General features: G+C 35.7%; 27 protein-coding genes. All 27 read left to right on the top strand.

Features of this window, described 5'->3' with window-relative positions; translation table 11 throughout:
- Positions 1–2: 2 nt before the first annotated feature.
- Complete coding sequence (locus ACFOUV_RS09610; RefSeq protein WP_379496539.1) at positions 3–431, top strand: MaoC/PaaZ C-terminal domain-containing protein; 429 nt, start codon at positions 3–5, stop codon at positions 429–431.
- A 47-nt stretch (positions 432–478) separates the two neighbouring features.
- A complete protein-coding gene (locus ACFOUV_RS09605; RefSeq protein WP_379496538.1) occupies positions 479–1,630 on the top strand; it encodes a thiolase family protein in 1,152 nt (383 codons plus the stop codon).
- A 33-nt stretch (positions 1,631–1,663) separates the two neighbouring features.
- A complete protein-coding gene (locus ACFOUV_RS09600) occupies positions 1,664–2,800 on the top strand; it encodes a CaiB/BaiF CoA transferase family protein (RefSeq protein WP_379496537.1) in 1,137 nt (378 codons plus the stop codon).
- Between the two features lie 77 nt (positions 2,801–2,877).
- Positions 2,878–3,654, top strand: coding sequence for an enoyl-CoA hydratase (locus ACFOUV_RS09595; RefSeq protein ID WP_379496597.1), 777 nt, complete (start codon positions 2,878–2,880; stop codon positions 3,652–3,654).
- Between the two features lie 25 nt (positions 3,655–3,679).
- Entirely contained in the window at positions 3,680–4,666 is a 987-nt protein-coding gene (locus ACFOUV_RS09590; protein ID WP_379496536.1) for an NAD(P)H-dependent flavin oxidoreductase, read from the top strand.
- Between the two features lie 15 nt (positions 4,667–4,681).
- On the top strand, positions 4,682–5,461 hold the full coding sequence (locus tag ACFOUV_RS09585) for an enoyl-CoA hydratase/isomerase family protein (protein WP_379496535.1): 780 nt from the start codon (positions 4,682–4,684) through the stop codon (positions 5,459–5,461).
- 29 nt (positions 5,462–5,490) lie between these two features.
- Complete coding sequence (locus ACFOUV_RS09580; protein ID WP_379496534.1) at positions 5,491–6,534, top strand: phosphotransferase family protein; 1,044 nt, start codon at positions 5,491–5,493, stop codon at positions 6,532–6,534.
- Positions 6,535–6,585: 51 nt separating this feature from the next.
- A complete protein-coding gene (locus tag ACFOUV_RS09575) occupies positions 6,586–7,626 on the top strand; it encodes a phosphotransferase family protein (RefSeq protein WP_379496533.1) in 1,041 nt (346 codons plus the stop codon).
- A 10-nt stretch (positions 7,627–7,636) separates the two neighbouring features.
- Positions 7,637–8,077 carry a hypothetical protein gene (locus ACFOUV_RS09570; RefSeq protein ID WP_379496532.1) on the top strand — a complete coding sequence of 147 codons (441 nt, stop codon included), beginning with the start codon at positions 7,637–7,639 and terminating at the stop codon, positions 8,075–8,077.
- 32 nt (positions 8,078–8,109) lie between these two features.
- Positions 8,110–9,111, top strand: a complete 1,002-nt coding sequence (locus ACFOUV_RS09565; RefSeq protein WP_379496531.1) for an NADPH:quinone oxidoreductase family protein — start codon at positions 8,110–8,112, stop codon at positions 9,109–9,111.
- A gap of 68 nt (positions 9,112–9,179) precedes the next feature.
- Positions 9,180–9,587 carry an acyl-CoA thioesterase gene (locus ACFOUV_RS09560; protein WP_379496530.1) on the top strand — a complete coding sequence of 136 codons (408 nt, stop codon included), beginning with the start codon at positions 9,180–9,182 and terminating at the stop codon, positions 9,585–9,587.
- A gap of 55 nt (positions 9,588–9,642) precedes the next feature.
- Positions 9,643–10,581, top strand: a complete 939-nt coding sequence (locus ACFOUV_RS09555; RefSeq protein ID WP_379496529.1) for an MBL fold metallo-hydrolase — start codon at positions 9,643–9,645, stop codon at positions 10,579–10,581.
- A gap of 18 nt (positions 10,582–10,599) precedes the next feature.
- Complete coding sequence (locus ACFOUV_RS09550; protein ID WP_379496528.1) at positions 10,600–12,138, top strand: class I adenylate-forming enzyme family protein; 1,539 nt, start codon at positions 10,600–10,602, stop codon at positions 12,136–12,138.
- Between the two features lie 97 nt (positions 12,139–12,235).
- Positions 12,236–13,102 (top strand): branched-chain amino acid ABC transporter permease, encoded by an 867-nt coding sequence (locus ACFOUV_RS09545; RefSeq protein WP_379496527.1) that lies wholly within the window; start codon positions 12,236–12,238, stop codon positions 13,100–13,102.
- A gap of 6 nt (positions 13,103–13,108) precedes the next feature.
- Positions 13,109–14,080 (top strand): branched-chain amino acid ABC transporter permease, encoded by a 972-nt coding sequence (locus tag ACFOUV_RS09540; RefSeq protein ID WP_379496526.1) that lies wholly within the window; start codon positions 13,109–13,111, stop codon positions 14,078–14,080.
- Between the two features lies 1 nt (position 14,081).
- Positions 14,082–14,861: an ABC transporter ATP-binding protein gene (locus ACFOUV_RS09535; protein ID WP_379496525.1), complete on the top strand. Its 780-nt coding sequence runs from the start codon at positions 14,082–14,084 to the stop codon at positions 14,859–14,861.
- A complete protein-coding gene (locus ACFOUV_RS09530; RefSeq protein WP_379496524.1) occupies positions 14,845–15,546 on the top strand; it encodes an ABC transporter ATP-binding protein in 702 nt (233 codons plus the stop codon). The genes ACFOUV_RS09535 and ACFOUV_RS09530 overlap by 17 nt, the downstream gene beginning before the upstream one ends.
- A 66-nt stretch (positions 15,547–15,612) precedes the next feature.
- On the top strand, positions 15,613–16,866 hold the full coding sequence (locus tag ACFOUV_RS09525; RefSeq protein ID WP_379496523.1) for an ABC transporter substrate-binding protein: 1,254 nt from the start codon (positions 15,613–15,615) through the stop codon (positions 16,864–16,866).
- Between the two features lie 48 nt (positions 16,867–16,914).
- Entirely contained in the window at positions 16,915–18,171 is a 1,257-nt protein-coding gene (locus tag ACFOUV_RS09520; RefSeq protein WP_379496522.1) for an ABC transporter substrate-binding protein, read from the top strand.
- Between the two features lie 103 nt (positions 18,172–18,274).
- On the top strand, positions 18,275–18,379 hold the full coding sequence (locus tag ACFOUV_RS09515; RefSeq protein WP_379496521.1) for an SDR family NAD(P)-dependent oxidoreductase: 105 nt from the start codon (positions 18,275–18,277) through the stop codon (positions 18,377–18,379).
- Positions 18,380–18,458: 79 nt separating this feature from the next.
- A complete protein-coding gene (locus tag ACFOUV_RS09510) occupies positions 18,459–18,716 on the top strand; it encodes an SDR family NAD(P)-dependent oxidoreductase (protein ID WP_379496520.1) in 258 nt (85 codons plus the stop codon).
- A 73-nt stretch (positions 18,717–18,789) separates the two neighbouring features.
- On the top strand, positions 18,790–20,403 hold the full coding sequence (locus tag ACFOUV_RS09505) for a long-chain fatty acid--CoA ligase (RefSeq protein ID WP_379496519.1): 1,614 nt from the start codon (positions 18,790–18,792) through the stop codon (positions 20,401–20,403).
- A 341-nt stretch (positions 20,404–20,744) separates the two neighbouring features.
- Positions 20,745–22,388 carry a flavin-containing monooxygenase gene (locus tag ACFOUV_RS09500; protein ID WP_379496518.1) on the top strand — a complete coding sequence of 548 codons (1,644 nt, stop codon included), beginning with the start codon at positions 20,745–20,747 and terminating at the stop codon, positions 22,386–22,388.
- 53 nt (positions 22,389–22,441) lie between these two features.
- The gene (locus ACFOUV_RS09495) at positions 22,442–23,620 is read left to right on the top strand and encodes a serine hydrolase domain-containing protein (protein WP_379496517.1); all 1,179 of its coding nucleotides are present in this window, start codon (positions 22,442–22,444) and stop codon (positions 23,618–23,620) included.
- A gap of 278 nt (positions 23,621–23,898) precedes the next feature.
- Positions 23,899–24,531, top strand: coding sequence for a histidine phosphatase family protein (locus tag ACFOUV_RS09490; protein ID WP_379496516.1), 633 nt, complete (start codon positions 23,899–23,901; stop codon positions 24,529–24,531).
- A gap of 78 nt (positions 24,532–24,609) precedes the next feature.
- Positions 24,610–25,476: a 3-hydroxyacyl-CoA dehydrogenase family protein gene (locus ACFOUV_RS09485; RefSeq protein ID WP_379496515.1), complete on the top strand. Its 867-nt coding sequence runs from the start codon at positions 24,610–24,612 to the stop codon at positions 25,474–25,476.
- 194 nt (positions 25,477–25,670) lie between these two features.
- Positions 25,671–26,816, top strand: coding sequence for an acyl-CoA dehydrogenase family protein (locus ACFOUV_RS09480; RefSeq protein ID WP_379496514.1), 1,146 nt, complete (start codon positions 25,671–25,673; stop codon positions 26,814–26,816).
- The last annotated feature ends 128 nt before the right edge of the window (positions 26,817–26,944 follow it).

Raw genomic sequence — 26,944 nt, 5'->3', positions numbered from 1 at the left:
AATTGAAATTTGACGAATTTACAATTGGAGATATCTACAAGACGAATGAAGTCATTACAGATAAAAATGATATGATGGAATACGCCGAAAAGTATGACCCACAATATTTTCATCTAGATGAAGAAGCTGCAAAAGAAAGTCCATTCGGATCATTGATAGCTTCTGGTTTTTATTCGATGAATGCAGTATGGGCAAACTTTATTCGGATGGATGTACTAGGTAGGGATTGTTTAGGAGGTCTTGGAATTGATGAAATAAAGTGGAAGGTTCCAGTAAGACCTAATGACACCTTGGTTGGTGAATATACTATTACAGATAAGAGATTACTTTCAGATAAACAAAGAGGGATTGTAAGCCTAGGAGTTAGTATTAAAAATCAAGAAAAACAAGAAGTGCTTACAGTGAAAACAAAGATTTTACTAGCTGTTTAAAAGTTTTGTAAGGGGTTTCAAAAAAATAATGAGAGAAGGTAATGAATATGCGTGAAGCAGTTATTGTTGAAATGGTAAGAACACCAGTAGGAAAAAGAAATGGGGCTTTAAGTGGAGTCCGTGCAGAAGATTTGGCAGCAAAGCCATTATCTGAAGTAGTTAAGAGAGCTGGAATAGATGCTAGTTTAGTAGAAGATGTCATTATGGGGTGCGTTTCTCAAGTGGGAGAGCAGTCGATTGATATCGCTAGAGTAGCAGCATTACAAGCTGGATATCCAATTGAAGTACCAGGGACAACGATTGATAGACAGTGTGGATCAAGTCAACAAGCAGTTCACTTTGCTGCACAAGCGATTATTAGTGGCGACATGGATGTTGTTGTTGCAGCAGGTATTGAAAATATGTCTCGTCAGCCAATGGGTTCAAATAGAGGAGACGTTCAATTTAGTGAAGAACTAACATCGAAATATGAAATGATTAATCAAGGACTATCTGCTGACCGAATTGCAGATCAGTGGGGTTTTTCTCGTGAAGAAATGGATCAATTCTCATATGAAAGTCACCAAAAAGCGATCAAAGCTCGAAATGAAGGTCGTTTCGAAAAAGAAATTATGCCAATAGAAGTTACGTTGCCTGATGGTACGAAGACAGTTCTAAAAGAAGACGAGGGACCAAGAGAAAACACAAACGTTGAAAAATTAGCTACTTTAAAACCTGCATTTAAAGAAGATGGAAATATTACTGCAGGTAACTCTAGTCAAATTAGCGATGGTGCAAATGCAATTCTTTTAATGTCACGTGAGAAAGCGGAAGAACTTGGATTAAAACCAAGATTTAAAGTTCACACTCGTTCAGTCGTTGGTTCTGATCCAACATTAATGCTTACAGGTCCGATTCCCGCAACAGAGAAAGCATTAGAAAAATCAGGATTATCGATTGATGATATTGATATTTTTGAAGTAAATGAAGCATTCGCATCTGTTCCAATGGCTTGGTTAAAAGATACTGGTGCAGATCCTAAGAAATTAAATCCTAATGGGGGTGCTATTGCTTTGGGTCACCCACTAGGTGCAAGTGGTGGTCGTCTAATGATTACGATGATGAGTGAACTGGATAGAACAGGCGGTCGTTACGGCTTGCAAACAATGTGTGAAGGTCACGGAATGGCCAATGCAACGATTATTGAAAGATTAGATTGATTTATTTATTCTGTGTGAAAGGAGTGATTCATAATGCCACTTACTTCTACTCGGGTTTTGGACTTATCTCGATTATTTCCAGGCCCATTTAGTACGATGCAGCTCGCAGATTTTGGAGCAGAAGTGATTAAAATTGAAGAACCAACTATTGGAGATTATGCAAGAGCAGAAGAAACAAAAATAGATGAAGATAGCGCCTTTTTTCACTCTTTGAATCGTAACAAAAAAAGTGTCTGCTTAGACTTAAAATCAGCGGAGGGTAAGGAAAACTTTCTTAAGCTTGTTGAAGGAGCAGATGTTTTAGTAGAGTCCTTCCGTCCGGGAGTTATGAAGCGATTAGGACTTGATTATGAAACATTAAAAGAAATTAATCCGCGTCTTGTTTATTGTGCGATAACCGGTTATGGGCAAACGGGTCCATATGTTGATTATCCAGGGCATGACGTAAATTATACTAGTTATGCAGGTTTACTGAATTTGATGGGTGAGCACGGTGGTCGACCTGTAATTCCTGCAACGCAAATAGCTGATGTTGGTGGCGGTGCGTTACCTGCAACAATCGGAATTTTACTTGCGTTACTGGGTAGAACAAATACAGGTAAAGGGCAAATGGTAGATATTTCTATGATGGATAACGTCATTAGTTGGATGCAAACAACTTTACCGGATTTCCTTGTTACGAATGAACAACCAGAAAGAGGAGATATGGTTTTAAGTGGCAAGCTAGCTTGTTACGAGGTCTACCAAGCAAAAGATGAAAAGTGGCTTTCGGTTGGTGCACTCGAACCAAAATTTTGGAATGATTTCTGCCAAGCAATCGGTAGAGAAGATTTTATACCCGATGTATTAGCTCCTAGAGATGTTCAAGATAAAATGAAAAAAGAAATACAAGAGATTATTGGGCAGAAAACACAAGCTGAATGGATGGAAACATTCTCACACGTTGACACTTGTGTAGCGCCAGTAAATTCTTTTGAAGACATGGTTAATGATCCACAAGTGCAGGCGAGAGATATGATTAAAAATGTTCATCATGATGAACATGGCACAATGAAACAAATAGGGATACCAATAAAGTTATCCGAGACTCCTGGTGAAATAAGACACCAAGCTCCTAAACTGGGAGAACATACAGATGAAATTCTCAGTGAAATAGGTATATCGAAATAATATAAATGGGGTTTACATATATCGATAATAAAGATGTAAACCCTATCATTTATTAATGAAGTAATTAAGAGAGGGAGATAAACATGGTTGAATTATTATCCGTAAGTAAAAATAATGGAGTGGCAACGGTTGTCATTGAAAATCCACCAATGAATGTGTTAAGTCAACAAGTAACAAAGGAACTTGATACCGTTTTCAAACAATTAAAAGATGACGATGAAGTAATTTCTATTATTCTAACAGGCGATGGAGATAAAGCTTTTATGGCAGGTGCGGATATAAAAGAATTCCCCGATAGAGATCCATCTAAAGAGCCAGAAGTTGATACACATAAAGTTTTTAATATGATAGAAAATTTACCTAAACCAACGATTGCTGTTCTAAACGGTTTTGCTCTTGGTGGTGGATTAGAGCTGGCACTTACATGTGATATAAGAATAGCAGAGGATCATGCACAAGTTGGATTACCTGAAGTTAATTTAGGGTTACTTCCAGGGGCTGGTGGAACACAACGTTTACCAAGACTAGTTGGGGCTTCTAAAGCAAAAGAGATGATGTTTACAGGTTCACCAGTAGATGCAAATGAAGCGCAGAGATTAGGGATTGTTAATAAAGTAGTTGCAAAAGGTGAAGGAATGGAAGCAGCAGAAAAGTTAGCTGGTAAATTGTCTAGACAATCACTTCAATCTCTAAGCCGTATTAAACAATTAGTAAACGTCGGAAGTGAACAGCCGATAGAAGCAGGCTTAGAAATGGAAAAAGAATTATTTAATACGCTATTTGTAACTGACGATGCGAAAGAGGGAGTAAGTGCCTTTATAGAAAAAAGAAAACCTGTTTTTACACATAAGTAAAATAAAAGGTGGAGGAGAATGAACTATGCGTAAAGAAGCAATCGAAAGAATTAAGAATGCAGTAGATTTACCAGTTATTGTTGCACCAATGTTTTTGATTAATAGCCCACAAATGGTTATAAACTCATGTGCTTCAGGGGTAATTGGAACTTTTCCAGTTCTTAATGCACGAACAGATGAAATATTAGAAGATTGGATGATTGAAATAACTTCAGAATTAGATAAATTGGCAATAGAAAACCCTGGTAAAAAGATTGCACCGTGGGGAGTTAACTTCATCGTTCATCGCTCGAACAAACGATATGTTGAGGATTTGGAATTAATAAAAAAGTATCAGCCTCCAGTAGTAATTACTTCTTTAGGTGATCCAGGACCAGTTGTTGAAATTGTTCGGGAATATGGAGGAATTGTATTCTCTGACGTAATTGATGTTAAATTTGCTAAAAAAGCAATTGAAAAAGGTGCAGATGGTCTCGTTCTTGTTGCAAATGGAGCTGGTGGTCATGCTGGAACATATAACCCAATTTCATTTGTTCATGAAGTAAGAGAGTTTTTTGATGGACCAATTGCTTTATCTGGTGGGATGTCTATGGGTGAAGATATTTTAATTTCAGAAATTATGGGAGCGGATTATGCTTATATGGGTACTCGATTTATCCCAACAGAAGAAAGTATGGCACAAGATGAATACAAAGAAATGGTTTTAGAATCATCAATAGAAGATATTATTTATACAGATGCATTTAGTGGTATTAATGCGAATTACCTTATCCCAAGTATTACAAAAGAAGGTTTGGATCCGGCAAACTTGAAAAAGAAAGATGAAATTGATTTCTCAGGCTTGAGAAATGAGGAAGTAAAGGCTTGGAAACATATTTGGGGTGCTGGGCAAGGTACGGCTCCAATTAATAAAATTCAAACTGTAACAGAAGTTGTAGAAGAGTTAAAGCGAGATTATAATAATGCAATTCAACAGGTTTCGGAAAAGGCTTTGAAAACAGTACAAAAATAAATGAGGTGAACTTAAATGACGGAAGTTTTGAAAGTGGATAAAAAAGGGAAAATTGCTTATCTTGCAATGAATAGACCAGATAAGCTCAATTCATTATCGGGAGATTTGGTTTCTTCTTTGATTTCCGCACTTAAAGATGCAGATCGAGATGATGATATTAAAACTGTTATTTTATCAGGAGAAGGAAAAGCATTCTGTGCAGGGGGGGACATTGATTCGATGAGCCCTGGAGCTGGTCCGAAAGAAATGATGGATTCGATGCAAGAGACAGCTGCTTTAACAAAGACAATATTAGACATGAATAAATTTGTAGTTACTGCAGTTCACGGTTTTGCTGCAGGAGCTGGCTTTAGCTTAGCGTTAGCATCAGATTTTGTTGTAGCTGATAAAAACACCAAATTCATTTCTAGTTTTCGGAATATTGGTTTAACTCCAGATTTAGGTTTAATCAAATTACTATCTGATAATGTTCCAGCCCAAGTCGCAAAGGAGTGGATTGCTTCAGGAAAAAGAATTACAGCTGACGAAATGCTTGAAAAAGGAATTGTAAATAAAGTGTCAGAAGGTGGAAATGTTGTAGACAATGCAACTGAATTTGCACAATTTATCGTTGAAGGACCACCAACTTCTAATCGATTTGTAAAGTATTTAGTAAACCATGCGAGTGAATTCACGCATGATTCAAGTATCATGCAGGAAAATATGGCACAGTCATTAATGTTCCAAACAGAAGATGCAAAAGAAGGAATTCAAGCATTTGTAGAGAAGCGCTCTCCTAATTTCACTGGAAAGTAAAGGGATAAATTGAGAAAGGAGGATGTATCTTGCAAAAAGATCTCGCTGATCTAAAAATAAATTGGGATAAAATGGAAGACTATATTCGGAGTAATATAGATGGAATACCTGATAATGAAATGGAAATCAGCCAATTTACAGAAGGTTACTCAAACTTAACGTATATGATAAAAATGGGAGAATGGGAAGCAGTTTTAAGAAGGCCCCCATTTGGATACACCCCTCCAAAAGCGCACGATATGGAAAGAGAGTATCGGATTTTAGAGAAAATTCATCCTGTATTTCCTTTGGCTCCGAAACCTTATATTTATTGTGAAGATCCTGCAATTACGGATAAACATTTCTATGTCATGGAAAAGCGGAATGGGGTTGTCATTGATGAAGATATTCCGAGTGAATTTGCAAAAACAGCCAAAACCGGTGAACAAATCTCTGAAGCGGTAATAAAAACACTTATTGAATTGCAACGTGTTGATGTTGAAAAAAACAACCTGAGTGATATTGGAAAACCCGAAGGCTATTTAACACGACAAGTCCATGGTTGGATTAAACGTTATGAACAATCTAATACTGGTGACGAAGTAAAGAATATCGAGGAACTGCAAAAATGGTTAATTAATCATATTCCTACGAATGATGAAATTACAGTTGTCCATAATGACTTTAAATTAAATAATATGATGTTTGACAGAAATGATCCAGGAAAAGTAGTTGGGATTTTTGATTGGGAATTAGCTACTATTGGAGATCCACTTACTGATTTAGGTTCAACTCTATCCTATTGGGTAGAAAATAATGATCCGGATTTGGGCCTCAAATCGGTTGTGGATTATGAAGGTTTTTACAGTAGAAGAGAGTTTCTTGAAAAGTACACACAATTATCTGGTAGGGATGTTTCAGATATTAACTATTATCTTGCTTTTGGTTATTATAAATTAGCTGGTATCTTGCAACAGCTCTATCATCGATGGAAAATTGGTGAAATGAAAGATGAACGATTCTCGACGTTAAATAGTGGAATTTTGAATTTAATTGAGATGGCCAATGACGCACGGAATAATAGGTTGCTATAGACTCTTTCCTATAGCAATCTATTTCTAAAATCGGAGCAAAGGGTGCTGAATATGATTACTTTGCAAACACATGATTTAAAAAGTGTATTAATGAATTATATCAGTAAAAATATATTGAAACAGGAAGATACAAAGCTCATTGAATTTTTTCAGCCCACTGGTGGATGGTCAGATGAAGCTTATGTACTCACACTAAGCTGGGACAATCAGGGTATGAAAGAAGATCAAGGTTTTGTTGTAAGAAAAGCAAAAAGTGGTGGATTAATGTCCGCTGAGAAAGATTTATTCCCTCAGTTTGCTATTTTAGATAAATTAAATAGGCATTCTAATTTACCTGTTCCTAAAGTATATGTCTTTGAAAAAGACAAATCTATTTTAGGAAATGAATTTTTTGTTATGGAGAAGATTGAAGGAACGAGCTATGTTCCATGGTCAAGAGAAGGTAGAGCTTTTTTTGAAAAGGCAGCTAAAGGGGAAATACCAGCACAATTTGCGAAGTATTTAGCAGGTTTACACAACTTAGATGTACACTCGTTAGAACTTGACCAATCGATGTTGAAAGCAAATGTGAAAAATTATCTTGATTCTAAAATTCAAGAGTTAGAAAAAATCTATAAAAACTATAAATTTGTAGACGATCCAATTGTAACAGATGCTATCGAATGGTTAAAAGTGAATAAACCTAATCCCGTTCCACTTTCTATCATACATAATGACTATCGTACAGGAAATCTTATGTATAAAGATGATGAGATCACGGGAATTCTTGATTGGGAAGCAGCTGAGGTCGGCGACCCAAGAATGGATATAGCATATGTTTGTGCGAAAGCTAACCGCATGGATTCTCCTTTACTCTCTTATCTTATAGAGAAAAACAAATTCTTTACTATCTATCAAGGAGAAACGGACTCAGAATTCTCCGAGGAAGAGATATTTTATTTTGAAGTGTATCATCAATTAAAATTTTTAATGATTTCATTGTCTGCTGCTCATGCATTTATGAGAGAGGGTTCATCCGACTTACGCATGGCAAGACAAGGTTTTCGCTTAACACTGATGAAAAATATGTTAGCCGAACTTCTCGGTTATTGAGGTGATATCGATGTTTGATAAATCTTATACGATAAAATTAGTTAACAAGGTGCTAAAAGAGGACATCATCCCGTCATTAGATTCTGGTGTTGCTAAAGAGCAGGCTATTGCAATGGTTTCTGTTTTAAAGAATGTGGATTTAAATTCAGAGCAAAACCTCAAGCCCTATATAGAAGTAAATGGTTTACTAGATGATGAGTTAACTAAATTACTAGCTTCAATTAGTGTCAAATTTTCTACTGACGTTATATCTCAAATAGAAAACCACAAAATTGAACTACAGAAAATTAAAAAGATGAATGACGAGATGAATAAATGGGAAGGGCTTAATAGTCTTTTAAGTAACCTTCTCAAATCATTATACCAAGAACCAAAGAGTACCCAATCTATAGAAGAATGCAGAATGATCATGAGAAAACAATTAGATATTGAAATACAATTAGTTGGATAATCGGTCATTATTGAATAGTTAGGGGGATTATCATGCAGGGGTGGCTAGTGAAGGAATTGGGAGATCCAAGTGAGGCGTTGTCTTTAGAAAAGGATTTAGATACACCCAAAATCGGTGATAATGAAGTCCTTATAAAAGTAGAAGCGATTGCACTTAATTTCTTTGATATTTTATTATGTCAAGGAAAATATCAGCAGAAACCTCCGCTACCTTTTACAATCGGCTCTGAATTGTCGGGGACGGTTATAGAAGCAGCGGAAGAAAGTAAATATAAGGTAGGCCAGAGAGTGCTCGCTCAACCAAATTTACCAAACGGTGGATTAGTGGAATACATTTCAATAAAGGAGAACAAAGTTTTTCCAATTCCTGATTCCATGTCCTGGGAAGAAGCGGCTTCCATGTTCGTAACGTATCATACATCCTATTATGCACTTCACAATAGAGCAAACTTGAAATCAGGTGAAGTATTACTTGTTCACGCTGGTGCAGGTGGAGTTGGGTCTTCTGCCATTCAACTAGGAAAAGCAGCTGGAGCTTTTGTCATTGCAACAGCAGGTGGTGCAGACAAAGTGAAAGTGTGTAAGGAGTTAGGCGCTGATATAGTAATTGATTATCTAAATGAAGACTTTGTCAAAATTGTTAAAGATGCTACAAATGGAAAAGGAGCAGATGTCATCTATGATCCCGTAGGAGGAGAAGTATTTGACCGCTCCAGAAAATGTATCGCGTTTGACGGACGCATTCTAGTTATTGGCTTTGCAAGTGGAACGATTCCAGAAGTAGCAATTAACCATATTTTGATAAAAGGATATTCTGTTGTCGGGGTACATTGGGGATATTTCATGCAGTTAACTGATCAAGCGACGATAAATAAAGAGCACGATGCTTTAATGAAACTTTATAATGAAGGAAAGATTAAACCGTTAATTTATAAAACATTTCAATTTGACCAAGTGAAAGAAGCGTTGGAACTTTTAGGTAATAGACAATCATGGGGAAAACTAGTAGTAAGTAATACAAATCCGAACCATTAATCACTAGAGAAAATTGGATTTTATTTAATAGTATATTACATGAGCAGCTTATTTAATGGAGGTTCCTAATGATTAATCACCATCAAATAGAAGTATATGTGCGTTTTAGTGAAACTGACGCATTAGGGCATGTAAACAATGTTAGTTATTTAATTTACTTTGAAGAAGCTCGAACGAAATTTTTCGATGAAGCCTGTGGAGACAAAGAACTTGCGAATAATTTTATTTTGGCAGCGGTTACATGTGATTATTTATCTCAAGCTTATGCAGCCCAAACTTTAAAAATAGAAACGAGTGTTAGTAGATTAGGTACTAAAAGCTTTACGGTTGACCATCTATTAACTGATAAAGAGACAGGTAGAAAAATTGCTAAAGGAACAGCGGTTTTAGTAGCTTTTGATTATATAAATCAAGAAACTACTATAATACCTCATGAAGTTAGAAGTCGTCTGGAGAGCAGGTTAATTACCAGTTAAATAGAATGGAAACTGATTTAAAGCATCTAAACATTTATTAGGGAAGTGACCCATTTTGTTAAAAGATTATGGATTGAAAATGATTACGTTGGATCTTCCATTTCGACTTAACCATGTTAATTGCTTTATTGCTGAAGGAGAACATGGTTTGAAAATAATTGACGCTGGAATTCATAACAAAGAAACGGTCAAAAGATGGGAAGTAGAATTGGAAGGGAAAGAAGTTACAGATATCTTAGTAACACATTATCATCCCGACCATTTTGGTTATGCAGGTGGTTTGCAAGAAAAATATAATGCTAACGTATCTATGACCGAAATTGATGCTAAAAATGGTCTGGCATCTTGGGAGGATGAATTTTTAAATACATTAACAAAAAATTACGAGTTGGTAGGAATCCCATCAAGTATATCTAATAAAATGAAAGGAAATACAGAGGACTTTACTACTCAAGTAACCCCTTACCCAGAAATTAATCACTATTTTCAAGAAGGGGAAAAAATTCAATTAGGGAAATACGAATATGAAGTTATATTTACACCTGGTCATTCTGATGGCATGGTGACATTTTATAACGAAGAGAAGAACACATTGCTCTCTACAGATCATATTTTACCAAAAATCACGCCAAACATATCCTATTGGTTCCATGGAGACCCTAATCCACTTGATTCATATTTAAAATCACTGGACAAAATTGAGAAGCTAAATGTTGATTTTGTTATACCGTCACACGGAAAGCCATTTTACGGAGCGAATGAGCGAATAGCTGAAATGAAGAGGCATCACGAGGAAAGATTAATTACTACATTGGAAGTTATCCATAACGGGAGTACAGTATTTCAAGCAAATGAAAAACTGTTTAATAGGAAGTTGAACGTTCATGAAACGAGATTTGCTATTGGAGAAACGCTTGCTCATTTGGAATTACTTAGAATAAATGGGGAATGTGAGCGAGAACTTAGAAATAATCAATACTGGTATTATATTTAAAAATAGGAGGGGAATAGAATGGATATCGGTTTATCTCTTTCAAGAAACGCACGACGTATTCCAGAAAAAACAGCCATAATTTTTGGCGAAGAAACTTACTCGTATAAACAATTTAATAATAAGGTTAATAAACTTGCTCATGGGTTGTTGGAACAAGGCGTGGAAAAAGGTGACAAGATTGCCTTTATGATGAAGAACTCTGCTGAATTCATGATTGTATATTACGCTATCATGAAGGTGGGAGCGATTGCTGTACCTGTCAACTTCCGTCTTACAATGAATGAAGTTTCTTACATTCTAGATAACTGTGATGCGAGTGTTGTGTTCTTTGATGGAGATTATGCCTCTTTGATTCAAGAAGCAACTGCAGAGAATGAAAAGATTAACTTGAAAGTAGCGGTAGATGGTAACGTGCTAAATGGGCAACTAGCATATGAGGAAATATTAACAGGTATTATTGAAAATCCTGATATTGTCGTTGATGAATCGGATGATGCAGAAATTTTATACACATCTGGCACAACTGGTTATCCTAAAGGCGCACTCTTTGATCATCATCGTGTGCTTCATGTCGTATTTAATACCGCAATGAACATGAAGATAAACCCAGGTGATAATCTCTTACATGTTGCACCAATGTTTCATTCGGCACAGCTAAATTTGTTTGTGGTGTCGGGTACTTATTTAGGATGTACTCAAGTCATTCATCAAAATTTTGAGCCAGCTAAAGTACTTGAAGCTATTGAGAAACACAAAATAAGTATTTTCTTTTCTGTTCCAACAATGTACAACTTTTTACTTCAAGTTCCTAATAAGGAAGAATTTGATCTTTCTTCTGTAACAAGATGCGGATATGGTGCGGCACCTATGCCTATTGCTGTATTAGAAAAAACAATAGAGTTGTTTGGGACAGAACAATTTTATAATATGTGTGGACAAACAGAAGGTGGTCCTGGTGCGGGTATTTTCTTACTACCGGAGGAACATAAGGAGAAGATGGGTGCGGGCGGTAAGGCATCGCTAAATACCGAAGTCAGAGTAGTGGATGACCACGGAAAAGATGTAGTACCAGGTCAGGTAGGAGAATTCATTATTCAAAGTGAAATGGTAATGAAGATGTACTATAACGATCCAGAAGAAACAGCAAATACTTTAAGAGATGGATGGTTATATACAGGCGACTTAGCAACCATTGATGAAGATGGGTATATTACTTTAGTTGATCGGAAAAAGGATATGATTATTTCTGGTGGAGAAAATGTATACTCTACCGAAGTGGAACAAGTATTATATAAATATCCAAAATTACTAGAATGTGCAGTGATTGGTCTACCAGACGAAACATGGGGAGAGAAGGTAGTAGCCGTCATTGTGCTGAAGAAAGGTGAAACAGTGGATCATGAAGATTTAAAAGCGTATTGTAAAAAGAATCTTGCAGGTTATAAGGTACCGGTTGAATTTATTGAAGAAGAGGAAATACCTCGTAATGCTTCGGGTAAAGTATTGAAATATAGAATGCGTGAAGCAATAACTGCTGGTGAAAATAATGATTCTTGAAATTAAAAATTGCAATTCATTTAAAGTTGTGTTATGAATGTTCCTAATATTCATAAGTTAAATTATTTTTCAAAAGAGCAGAAAAGGGGGAATTCAATTGCAAATAATTGTAAGCGGTTTAATATTCGGGTGTATCTATGCATTAGTTGCATTAGGATTAGTTTTAATTTACAAGACAACAGCGGTTGTTAATTTCGCACAGGGTGAAATGGCAATGTTTACAACATTTATTAGTTATGTTTTATTAACAAGTTATGGTATTTCTTATATCCCAGCGATTATATTATCCTTGGTATTTGCTGTGCTATTTGGTTTAGCGGTATATCTTGGATTGATGAAACGTGTACAAAATGCCCCGCATCTAAATCAAGTTGTATTAACTTTAGGTTTGTTTATGGTTGTTAATGGTGTCGCTGGATTAATTTGGGGCTATCAGCAAAAACCTTATCCAACAGCCATCGAGGGAAGACCATTTCAAATAGGGAATGTCTTTATTTCAGCGAATGAGATTTTTATCGTTATTCTCACCGTGATTTTAATGTTAGTATTCTTTCTTGTATTTCGCTATACAAAAATTGGTCTGGCGATGCGCGCTGCGTCACAAGATCCGATGGCATCAGAGTTGATGGGTATTAAAGTTACAACAGTTTTTATGGGAACATGGATTTTAGGAACTGTTCTAGGTGGAGTAGCAGGGATTATGACAGCACCGCTTACATTTTTAAGTCCCAATATGATGTCTGAAGTTTTAATGCTAGCTTTTGCTGGTGCTGTGTTAGGCGGATTTGTGAGTCTCCCAGGCGCTGTTTTTGGCGGATTCTTGGTAGGGGTTTTTGAAAATTTAATTAGTTATTACATCTCCCCTGAAATGAAAATTGTATTTGTATTCTTATTAATCATTGTAGTGCTTTATGCTCGACCTCAAGGATTATTTGGTGGAAGGAAACTAATGAAAAAGGTGTGATGGAAATTGAAAAGTATACTAGCGAATAGACGTTTATGGTTAATCTTGTTAGTTGGATTTATGTTAGTTTACCCATTTATATTTGGGCAATCAGGATATTACATCACAATCTTTGTGATGGTTTCTATCTATATCATTTCAGCAATGTCACTAAACCTATTAGCTGGTAACGGTGGACAAATGTCAGTAGGACAAGCTGGATTTTTGACAATTGGTGGGTATACGGTAGCAATTTTATCTACTACAGTCGGTCTTCCTTTATTAGTCGTTCTCCCTCTGGCAGGAATTGTAACAGGGCTAATTGGTTTAATCATCGGCTTGCCTGCAGTACGGTTAAAGGGACACTTTTTGGCTGTTGCCACACTTGGATTTGGTCTTTCCATTCCACAAATTGCCTTAAATTGGGATTCGTTGACCGGTGGATATTCCGGAATGGCAGTAAGCCGGCCAGAGTGGTTATCAGGTAATCTAGAATTATTTTATGTTGTCATCTTGATTGTAATTGTGGTTATTTGGGCTATTCATAATATATTGAAAAGTAGTTTAGGAAGAGCATTTATGGCAATTCGTGAAAGTGAAGTTGCAGCGCAGTCAACTGGGATAAACTTAGCATTCTATAAAACGGTTATGTTTATGATCAGTGCATTCTTTACCGGTATTGCTGGGGGTATATATGGATATTGGTTTGGTTATGTAAGTCCAAATGATTTTACCATCGCGACTTCATTCTTACTATTAGCCATGGTTGTTGTTGGAGGCTTAGCTTCTATACCTGGTGCAATAATTGGTGCTATACTCTTTACTATTTTACCTGAATTCACAAGGTCATTTGTAGGGTTAAATAATATTATTATTGGTTTGGCAGTAATACTGGTAATTTTATTCTTACCAAGGGGATTAGTGTCTATTACTGAACTATTTAAGAAAAAGTCTCAAGTGAAAAAGGAAGAAACTGAAATCATTAAAGAGGTGGTGTAGGATGTTAAAATTTGAAGACGTCACGGTACAATTTGCGGGTCTGACAGCAGTAAATAAACTTTCATTTGAAGTTGAACAAGGGAAAATATACTCCATTATTGGACCGAATGGTGCTGGTAAAACAACGGTTTTTAATTGTATAAGTCGTTTTTATACCCCAGTATCTGGATCTATCACATTTAACGGCGAAGATTTATTGAAGCGAAAACCACATCAAGTCATTGAAAAAGGTATAGCAAGAAGCTTTCAAAACGTAGAACTATTTGCAGAAATGACAGTAATGGATAATCTGTTAACTGGATTGCATCCACAGATGAAAAAGAACATCCTGTCTATTGCTTTGAATTTACCATCAGTAAGGCGAGATGAAAAAAAAGCGGTAGAAAAGGCAAAAGAAGTGATGAAAATGCTAGATATTGAGCACTTGGCAGAAGAAAAAGTATCAAATCTAGCATTTGGTAATCAAAAGATGGTTGATATAGGTCGTGCGATAATGGCTGAACCTAAACTAATTTTACTTGACGAACCAGTAGCTGGGATGAATTCTAGTGAGACAGAAAAGATTAGTGAATTAATCTTAAAATTGAAAGAAGAATTGAATTATACTGTTCTATTAATTGAGCATGATATGTCACTTATTATGAAAATATCTGATTATGTTACAGTTATGAACTTTGGACAAAAAATAGCAAGTGGAGTACCAAAAGAAGTACAAAATAATCCGGTTGTAATCGAGGCTTATTTAGGAGTGGAGGAGGAAGAAAATGCTCAGCTTGTCTGATGTACATGTTAATTATGGGCATGTAAGTGCCCTCAAAGGAATTAGTTTGAAGGTAGAAGCCGGGCAAATCGTTTCGCTTTTAGGTGCAAATGGAGCAGGTAAATCAACTACTTTAAAGATGATTTCAAGAATGGTTAAATCAAAAAAAGGATCTTATGAAATGGAAGGCAAATCAATGATTAAGGAGCTACCTAGTAGTATTGTGAAGCAGGGAATCATTCATTGTCCAGAGAACAGAAGGGTATTTCCTTTGTTTTCCGTTGAAGAAAACCTGATTATAGGTGCCTATAATAATCGAAGTAAATTAGTGAAAGAGGAAATGGAAAATGTCTTTCGATACTTCCCTCTTTTAAAAGATCGTCTAAAGCAAAAGGCTGGAACTTTAAGTGGAGGGGAGCAGCAAATGCTTGCCATTGGTAGAGCGCTAATGGGGAAACCGAAAGTACTACTTTTAGATGAGCCTTCTCTAGGTTTAGCACCAAAAATAGTAAAAGAAATATTCTCTATTATAAAAGATATAAATAAAGATGGCACTTCTATACTAATTGTTGAACAGAATGCATATAAGGCGATTGGAATATCCGATTACTCTTACGTTCTTGAGAATGGAAGTATTGCACTTCAAGGTACACCTGAGGAGTTGAAAAATAATGACGAGGTACGTCGATTATATCTAGGTGGTTAATAAATATGAGGCCAGCTGTGGATAGAAAAGAGTATTAAAAATATATTAATATCAAGGATGGGTACATTGAAAAAAATAAGTTTATTAATTTTTGTGAGTTTATTAGTTTTTTTGTTGGTAGCATGCAATGAATCAACAAATGATGATCAACTAGATGTTGCAAATGAGGATAAACTTTATGTCACCCGGGGAGTCACTGACGATAAAATTCTAATTGGTAATATATCTCCCCATACTGGCCCGATTGCGGCTAGTGGAACAGCAAGACATGGTACCGAAGCATATTTTAATTATATAAATGAAAACGGTGGTGTTCATGGTCGTGAATTAGAATTAATTAGTTATGACGATCAATATATTCCATCTGAAACTGTTAAAGTTGCGCCTAGATTAATAGAGGAAGACGAGGTTTTTCTACTGCTGTCTAATCAAGGAACAGCCAATAATTTTGCTGTCAAAGATTATTATGAAGAAAATAAGGTAGTAAGTTTCCTTATAAATACTGGTGCACCTGCCTTTACAGCTACTAATAACCCTTATTGGTTAGGTACTGGTCTAACTGTTTATAATATCGAGGCAGAAATATTACTAGATTATGCAATTAATGAAATGGGAGCAAAGAAGATAGCAGTTGTTTACCAAAATGATGATTTTGGTAATGTAGGTTTTGATGCTGTCAAAGAAGCTATAGGAAACTATGAGGAAGCAGAAATTGTAACTGAAGTTCCTTATGTAGTAGGAAATGAAGATTTTAGTTCACAGGCTGTAAGGATTCAGGATTCTAATCCAGATGCTGTACTTTCTTTTTCTCTATCTGGTCCAACTGCTAGTCTTAAAAAGTCGATGTATGATTTAGGAGTAGATGTACCATTTCTAGTAACTGGATTAGGTGGAAACGATACAAATCAATTTGAACTAGCTGGTGCAGAAGCATGGGAAGGTACAATTAGTTCGACGCCTTACTTTAATCCAACATCAGCACCTGACGATCCGCAAATGAAAGTTTATGCAGATCAGTTAGCAAAGGACTTTCCAGATTTACCGATAGATGGTTTTGCTCAATCTGGCTGGGCTTCAGCTCAAGTTATGGTAGAAGCATTAGATAGAGCAGGGGACGATCTGACAATGGAAAAGTTTGTTGAGGCTGTTTATACTTTAGAGGATTGGGAAGATTCGATGTACGCTTCTGTTTCATTTAGTGATGAAAATCACTATGGTTTAACCTCTGTATATATTTCCGAGGCAAATGATGGAAAAATCGAACCAATAACGGACAAAATCACTTATGATCCTGAAACAGGAGAAATAACGTATGAATAGAAATAAAAAATAAACTTTAGATTTCAAACTATTAATAGGGGGATTTATATGAAAAAGTATTACCTACTAACGATTAGTATACTACTTGTATTAATTTTAGCTGCATGTGGTGAAGAAGATGCAGAGACAGGAACCAGTGATAATGTAGAAGAAAGTGATTTATATGTAACACGTGGGGTAACCGATGATAAAATACTAATTGGTAATTTATCTCCACATACTGGTCCTGTTGCCATTAATGGATATGGAAGACACGGTATTGAAGCATACTTTAATTATATAAATGAAAATGGTGGAATACACGGTAGGGAACTAGAACTAATTACGTACGATGACCAATATCAACCGTCAGAAACAGTTAAATTGGCACCTCGTTTAGTAGAAGAAGACGAAGTATTTTTAGTAACACAAAACCAAGGTACAGCAAATAGTATGGCTGCGAAGGATTATTATGAAAGTAATAAAGTAGTAAACTTTCTAGTAAATACGGGTGCTCCTGCATTTACTACAGAGAATAATCCATATTGGTTAGGGTCAGGTCTAGTTGCATACAATATTGAAGCAGAAATTTTATTAGACTATGCAATTAATGAGTTAGGAGCAAGTAATATTGCAGTTGTTTACCAAAATGATGATTTTGGTAATGTTGGGTATGAAGCAGTTAAGGAAGCTATAGGAGATTATGATAATGCGGAACTTGTAGCAGAAGTTTCTTATGTTTCTGGAAATGAAGAATTTAGTTCACAAGTTGCTAAATTGAGTGAAGCTGGTCCTGATGCTGTACTATCGTTTTCTTTAGCAAGTGCTACAGCACAATTGAAAAGAACAATGTACGATATGGGGGTTAATGTTCCATTTCTTGTAACCGGTATTGCTGGAGGGGATACGAACCAATTTGAATTAGCAGGAGCGGAAGCATGGGAAGGGACTATTAGTTCAACTCCATTCTTGAACCCATCATCTGCGCCGGATGATGAGCATATCCAAACATATGCTACACAAATGGAAAAGGATTTCCCAAGTATTCCAGTTGAAGGGTTTGCTCAATATGGGTGGGCTGCTGCACAGGTACTAGTAGAAGCCATCGATCGTGCCGGTGAGGATTTAACAATGGATAGCTTTGTTGAAGCAGTATATTCTTTAGACCAGTGGGAAGATTCAATGTATGCATCTGTTTCATTTAGTCCAGAAAACCATTATGGATTAACCTCTTTGTATATTACTGAGGCATCTAATGGAGAAATTCATCCGGTTACAGATGAAATACATTACGATCCTGCTACAGGTGAAATTACGTACCAATAAGAAGTAATAGGAAGGGGTTCTTCCCCTCCCTATTAAACAAAAACATGAAATTATACATAGTAACATTAATTTCATAGCTTTAAAGTAGAAAAGGATGATTTATATGCGATTAAAAAATAAAGTAGCGATTATCACAGGTGGCGGTGGTGGTATAGGTAGAGCCACAGCATTACGATTTGCAGAAGAAGATGCATTAATAATTAATTGATTTAGACGAAGCAACTACTATTCAAACAGTAAAAGAAGTGAATGAAAAAGGCTGAAAGGCAGCTTATAGGATTGCAAACATGACCAAACCTGAAGAAGTAAAAGAAATGTTGGATCAAACAATAAAGAAATTTAGTAAAGTTGATATTTTATTTAATAATGGGGTGATGATGCATGAGAATAAAATACCTGACGTGTCTTTAGAGGAGTGGAATAGGGTAGTAGATATTAACTTAACCGGTGTATTTCATGGGTTAAAATATGTCATTCCGAAAATGAATTCTGGAAGTTCTATTATAAATACAGCTAGTATTGCTGGAATGTACATTCTATATTGACTATATAATTCTGATAGTTTAAAATAAAATGCATAATGTAAGCGATTACATAATATCGAAGGGGGAATATTCAATGATGGACACACAATTAACTTTAGATTCGATGATTAAGCGGACAGAACAGTATTTTCCAAAAAAAGAAGTCATTTCACGAACACATTCAGGTGTACAAAAATTTACGTATAGCGAGATTGTAGGAAGAATGAAGCGCTTAGGAAGTGCACTAGAATCCTTAGGGGTAAATAAAGGAGACCGTGTTGGTACATTTGCATGGAACCATCATCGTCATTTAGAAGCATATTTTGCTATACCAAGTGTTGGAGCTGTTTTGCATACAATTAATATTAGATTATCGAAAGAGCATTTGATATATATAATTAATCATGCGGAAGACAAAGTATTGTTCATTGATGAAGATTTACTTCCTCTAATTGAAAGTATTAAAGATGATCTTGAAACTGTACAAGCATTTGTCGTAATGACAGATAATGAAACATTACCACAATCCTCATTATCACCACTTTATTCCTACGAAGAACTACTAAAAAATGCTGAAAGTAGTTATGAATTTACTACAGAGATTGATGAGAATGACCCAGCAGGATTATGTTATACATCTGGAACAACAGGAAAACCAAAAGGTGTTCTTTATACACATCGTGGAATTTATTTGCATAGCATGGCACTTGCCTTTAAAGATACAGTTGGTTTATCAGAATCAGATGTTATTTTACCAGTCGTACCAATGTTTCATGCAAATGCCTGGGGAATGCCATTTGTATCTACATGGCTCGGAACAACTCAAGTTTTCCCAGGACCAGGTATGACACCGAAATTAATTGCCGAGATGATTGATGAATATAAAGTTACATTCTCAGCGGGTGTTCCAACGATTTGGTTAGGTTTATTACAAGAATTAGAAAAAGGAAAATATGATACAAGTAATGTTCGTGCATTGCTTTGTGGTGGATCTGCTGCACCAAAAGGAATGATTCAAGCATTTGAATCAAAATTCGGTATTTCTTTTTTACACGGTTATGGAATGACAGAAACGTCTCCACTTGTGACAGTGACTCGAATAAAGAGTACGATGGAAAATCTTTCAGATGATGATAGATTAGAAGTACTTTCGAAACAAGGATTAGTTGTTCCAGGTATTGAGATCAAAGCGATTAATGAAAATGGCGAGATTAAACCAGACGGTGTAGATATGGGTGAATTACTTATCCGTGGGCCGTGGATTGCTGATTCTTATTATAAAGATGATCGAAATACAGAGGCCTTTCAAGATGGCTGGCTGCACACGGGGGATGTTGTTACCCTCGATGAAGAAGGTATTGTTAAGATTGTAGACCGCACGAAAGATTTGATTAAGAGTGGTGGAGAATGGATCTCGTCTGTCGATTTAGAAAATGCACTGATGGCACATGAATCTGTGTTTGAAGCTTGCGTTGTTGCTGTCCCAGATGTCAAATGGCAAGAACGGCCGATAGCGTGTATTGTGTTAAAAGAAGGGCCGGAGCACCAGATTTCGAAAGAGGATGTTTTGGAATTCTTGAAACCGCAGTTTGCTAAATGGTGGTTACCAGATGAGGTTCTATTTATAGATGAAATTCCAAAAACTTCAGTTGGTAAATTTCTAAAATCAAAACTTCGGGAAGATGTTGAGAAGGAATTAGCTTTATAATTAGTGTTGTATTTGTAAAGGAATTAGAAGATTAGTGTGAAAAGGGAATATTCTGTTACATTGTAGTGAGTTATCAATAAAAATATTAGCTACATGTGATTGTTAGCTTTTAAATTATAGTAACAATCACATGTAGCTTATTTGTAAATATTATTAAGTTAAATGTAAATGCATATGTATATGACTAAATTTCTGAATATTCACTATTAATGAAAAATCGAGTAAATCATAAAAAGGAGTAAAAAAGAATATAAATAAGTAAATACTATTAGAACTTCATGGATAGTAACGTCTTAAGAAAGTGGTTTTTGAAAGAAATAAATTATTGAGGGGAGAATTAAATGACACATGTACAAGAATATGATGCTGTTGTAATAGGAGCTGGGTTTGCTGGTATTTACATGACTCATTTATTAAGTGAAGGAGGTTACTCCGTTCGTACGTACGAGGCAGGTGAAAGTGTTGGAGGTACTTGGTATTGGAACCGATACCCAGGAGCACGTTGCGATACTCCAAGCGAGTTCTATTCGTATACTTTTTCGGAAGAGCTTTATAAAGGTTGGACATGGAGCTCTTTTTATCCAAAACAAGAAGAAATAATGGATTATTTAAATTATGCTGTAAATAAGCTTAATATTCGCGAAAATATACACTTTAATACCGCAATGAAATCTGCAGATTATAACGAAGAAAATAAAAGATGGGAAATTCATTTTACAGATGGCCTTAAGGTACAGGCAAAATATTTCATTCCAGCAATTGGCGGTTTAAATGCGATTCACACAGAACCCCATCGGCCAAAAATAAAAGGTTTGGAAAATTTTAAAGGGGTCTATCAACATACAAGTCGCTGGTCACCTGAAGAGGTAAATCTTAAAGGCAAGCGTGTTGGGGTTATTGGTACTGGTTCAACTGGTGTTCAAACGATAATAGAAGCGGCGAAAGAAGCAGAGCACGTAACTGTTTTTCAACGTACACCACAATATGTTTTACCGGTAAAAAATCCAAAATTAAATTCGGAACAAATGAAGGAAATGCACGATAATTTCCACAGTTTAGATCGAAGAGTACTGGCTCATCCTACTGGCATGCCTTCCTTCCCGGTATTAAGGAATTATTCGGCACTTGAGAATACGCCGAAAGAGCGACAACAATTTTATGAGCAACTCTATGAAGAGGCAAATGGATTTCAAATGATATTTGCATATAATGATTTGATGCTAAATGAAGAATCAAATGAAACCTTAGCAGAATTTCTAAGATCTAAGATTAAAGAAACTGTAAAGGATCCTGAAACGGCTAATGAATTACTTCCTACTTATCTAGTAGCGGCGAAGCGACCTATCGTAGCTAAGGGTTATTTTGAAACATTCAATCAAAATAATGTAAGCCTAGTCAATTTGAGGAAAACACCTTTCGTAGATGCTACAGAGAAAGGATTACGAACTACAGAAACGGAGCATGAACTAGATATTATAATATTCGCTAGTGGTTTCGATGTAGGAATGGGACCGATTAGAGATTCGAATATTCGTGGAAGAGGTGGAGTTTTACTGCATAAAAAATGGGAAGAAGGAGCGAATATTAAGACATACCTCGGAGCATGTCACAACGAGTTTCCTAATTTTTTACCGATTGGTGGTACGCATTATCCTCTTGGTGTAAATGTTATCGGACCTACTCAAGTTATGGGCAAATGGATTTATGATTTAATAAATCACTTTGACAAGCACGGTATTGAAGAAATTGAACCTACCTTAGAAGCAGAAGAAACTTGGACCAATCATGTGAATGAGATAGGAGAAATGTCATTTTACTCCACAGTTGATAGTTGGTTTAATGGGGGGAATATTGAAGGGAAGCCGCGCAGAATTTTAGGTTATGCTGGAGACTTTTTAATGTATCAAGAACAAATAGAAAAATCTTTAGATTATAAAGCATTTATTCATTCACCAAAATTAACCCATGCAATCAACGAAAAATAATAATATGTATAAAAATTACAAGTTATATTTATAATTAAGGGAGGCACATAGTAATGAATAAACAGAGACTTGATAAATTATTAGAAAAGGCTGTGTCAGAATCTGAGGTACCTGGTGTAGTGGCAGCTGTGGCGAATAAAGAAGGTGTCATTTATGAAGGAGTTTTTGGCAATCGTAGTATAGACAGTAATGAAAGTATGACGTCAGAAAGTGTGTTTTGGATTGCCTCAATGACAAAAGCAATTACTTCAGTTGCGGCAATGCAGTTAGTAGAGCAAGGAAAATTGAATTTAGACCAACCATTAAACAAGGTTCTCCCAAAACTAAATGAGATTAAAGTAATGGAAGGTACGGATGACGCTGGTCAACCAATCCTTAGAGAGCCAAACAAGCCGATTACATTAAGAGGCTTATTAACACACACAGCAGGCTTTACCAATATTTTTAGTAATGAGAATACTGCTAAATATGCACAAGCTAAAGGGTTAGATATGAGGAACGGCCAAAATGAGTCTATAATGACCCCATTAGCATTTGATCCCGGGGAGAAATGGGAATACGGTATTAACACAGATTGGGTTGGGAAAACTATTGAAGCTGTTTCTGGTCAAAACTTGCGTGATTATTTTAAAGCGAATATATTTACTCCTTTAAGTATGAAGGACACAGAATTTGTTATTCAACCAGAAATGCGCTCGCGGCTGGTTGGCATGCACGCTCGTGGTGAAGAAGGAAAACTTATAGAGATTCCATTTGAAATGCCGCAAGAACCTGAGTTTTATATGGGAGCGGGAGGTCTATATTCAACAGCAATTGACTACATGAAATTCTTACAAATGATATTTCATGGCGGAACATTTAACGGTAAAAGGATTCTTGAATCAGAAACAGTTAAAGAAATGTGTGAAAATCAAATTGGTGATTTGAATGTATTACCATTGACTAGTATAGATCCGACCCTTGGAAATGAGTATGAGGCCTTCCCTGGAATGGTTAAAAAATGGGGTCTAGGTTTCCTTATTACAACAGAAGATGCTCCATCAGGAAGGAAATCTGGCAGCTTATCATGGGCTGGTTTGGCTAACACATTTTTTTGGATTGATCCGGATAGTGAAATAATGGGAGTTATTATGACACAAGTTTTACCGTTTGCTGATCAGAAAATATTGAATCTCTCAGAGGAATTTGAAACAGAGGTTTATGAGCAAATTACAGAAAAAATAAAAAGGTAATTAATATCTTGCTTTTTTGTAGCTAATGATGGAGTATCTAGATAAAAAATGAGGTTAAAATCACATATTCTGTGCCTTGACTGTCGAGAAACCTTCGACAGTTTTTTACCATGCAATTATTTAAACTATCGTTTAAAAACATCCTAAATATTTAAACATTTTCCTTTACTATTGGACGGTAAGTTTGGTAAAGTATAAATATAAAGTATTATTTGAATTAATAGAATTTTCATGTTAAAAAAACAATTATGGAATACAAGGATAGGAGGATGAAGTGTTTGAGTATTTATCTTATTCGTCATGGGGAATCCGAACATAATATAGATCTCGCAATCATGGAGCATATTCATGATTCGGAACATCATTTAACCGAGTTAGGAGAGAAGCAAGCAGAGGCCACTGCTGATTTTTTAAAAAATTTAGTGACGAGGGATACTGTTATATACAGCTCACCTTATAAACGAACGATGCAAACAGCAGAAGCAATCCAAAGTAAACTACCAGAAAATGTTCCTATTTATGAGAATCCGCTAATACGGGAATGGGAACTAGGAAACTTATTAAACATTAGTAACCGAACACCGCAACTAAAAAAAGAATATAAGTCTGCTGGACATTTTTACTATCGCTATCCAAATGGGGAATCGATGGCAGATGTCTATCTTCGTGCAACAATTTTTTCGAGTACGTTTCTTCAACGAATCAGAGATCAAAAACGCTATGAAGATGTACTCATAGTTACGCATTCTGCTTTTATGCAAGCATTTCTCACCTTTATGATGCAGTGGCCGATAGATAATAATGCCAAACATCAACCATTTGACAATGCTAGTGTTATTGCTATTGATGAAATTAACGGGGATTACAAATATGAGAAAATTTATGCACCAAAGATTCGTATTACGAACTGAATAAACTATTCGAAGTAAATAATTCATATTTTTAGAACTACTTATATAAATTAATTATTCCAAAGGGGGAAGTTTTTTATGGTAAAAGATGTTATTCGTCAAGTAAGTGTAGTTGGTTCAGGTGCAATGGGGTCACAAATTGCGATGGTGTCTGCTTTAGCAGGATTTGAAGTCTATTTACAAGATATCAGTGAGGAAAGTTTAAAAAAGGCAGAAGAATCTTTGCGCGGTCATTTGAATCGGAGGGTTGAAAAAGGAAAATTATCTGAAGAACAAGTAGAAGTGGCATTTTCACGATTACATTTTGTGACATCTCTTGAGATAGCGGTAAAATCGACAGACTTTGTCATTGAGGCTATTGTCGAAAAATTAGAGGCAAAAAGAAAATTATTTAGTGAAGTAGATCAATTAGCACCTGCAAATGCAATTATAGCAACAAACAGTTCAACCATTGTAAGTTCAAAAATTGCTTATGCAACAAATCGTCCAGATAAAGTATGTAATTTGCATTTCTTTAATCCAGTATTGGTTATGGAATTAGTAGAAGTTGTAAAAGGACCACATACTTCAGACGAAACAGCTAATCTTGCTTTCAATTTCGTAAAGGAAATCAAGAAGGTACCAATTTTACTTAAAAAGGAAATCTCAGGATTCGTTGCAAATAGATTACTAGGAAAACTGACAGACGAAGCTATTTATCTATTTGAAAATGATATAGCGTCTTTTGAGGAAATTGATATTGCTGCTACGAAAGCACTTAATCATCCGATAGGACCCTTTGCATTAATGGATTTAACTGGTATTGATGTAAATTATTATATCAATCAGCTACAATACGAGGAATCGGGTGATGAAAAAGATAAACCATCCAAAATACTTAAAGAGAAATATGAAAAAGGGGAATATGGTAGAAAAACTGGAAAGGGATTTTATGAATATAACTAGCAATTTATTATTGATAACGAAGACACTTAAAAATTACAATATAAAATCATATCCAGAAAATTGATTTGACATTCAAAATAATCAGTAGAAGTGATAGTAGTAATTATAAAATACACAGACTGAGGTAAAATGAAATCGTTTTCAATGAAAAATACAGTCTATTAGAATTTTAAAAAAATAGGGAGTGAATGTAAATGGAAAGAAAAATACTAACCGAAGAGCATGAAATCTTTAGAAAGTCCGTAAGAAAGTTTTTAGAAAAAGAAGCTATACCTAATTTGGAGAAGTGGGAAAGTGAAAAGCAAGTACCTCAGTCATTCTGGAGAAAAGCTGCTGAACAGGGCTTTGTTGCTCCTGCAGTAGATGAAAAATACGGTGGTTTAGGTGCTGATTTTGGTTACGCTGTTGTAATCGCAGAGGAATTTGAAAAAGTAGCAAGTGGAATAGGTGGTATTGGGCTTCATAATGATATCGTTATCCCGTATATAGAATCATTCGGTTCAGATGAGCAAAAGGAGCGTTGGTTAACGAAAGCTACCACAGGAGAAATGATTAGTGCAATTGCGATGACAGAGCCAGGGACAGGTTCGGATTTAGCGGCAGTAAAAACTACTGCTGTTAAAGACGGGGATAGCTATATCATAAACGGAGAAAAGACGTTTATTACGAATGGATATTCCGCAAATTTAGTTATTGTTGTATGTAAAACAGATACAAATGCAAATCCTCCTCATAAAGGGATGAGTTTACTTATAGTAGAGGAAGGAGCAGTTGGATTTAAGAAAGGGAAAAAACTGAATAAAGTAGGGCAACATTCAAATGACACGAGTGAACTCATATTTGAAGATGTGCGTGTCCCTAAGGAAAATTTACTTGGAGAAGAAGGAAAGGGATTCTATTATTTAATGGAGAAGTTACAGCAAGAACGCTTAATGTGTTCGGTTCAGAGTTTAGCTTCTGTACAACGAATGATTGATATAACCATGGATTACGTGAGCGAGCGTAAAATATTTGGACAAAGTTTGAGCAAGTTCCAAAACACGCAATTTAAGTTAGCAGAAATGCAAACACAAGCTACAATTGGAAGAACATTTGTTGATCGTCTAGTTGCTGAACATGTGGAAGGAAATAACGTCGTAAATGAAGTATCTATGGCGAAATGGTGGACTACTGACCTAGCACAAAACGTAGCCGTTGAATGTATGCAGCTTCACGGAGGATACGGCTACATGGAAGAATATGAGATAGCTAGAAGATACCGTGATGTTGGTGTCAATTCAATCTATGCTGGTGCGAATGAGGTTATGAAAGTAATTATTGCGAAAAAAATGGGTTTGTAGACATCTGCGAATAAATGTTTTCCAAAGGTATCCGGAATTATGTTGTTTGTTTTTAATTAATTCAGGGGCCTTTCTTTTATTAGAATTGATTGTAAATTTTATATTATAAATTTTCGTAAAAAACTATA

It is taken from the genome of Oceanobacillus longus, from assembly GCF_042650085.1.
Taxonomy (GTDB): Bacteria; Bacillota; Bacilli; order Bacillales; family Amphibacillaceae; genus Oceanobacillus; species Oceanobacillus longus.
Note: the sequence above shows the minus strand (reverse complement) of the source record. Positions and strands in the feature narration are given on the sequence as shown.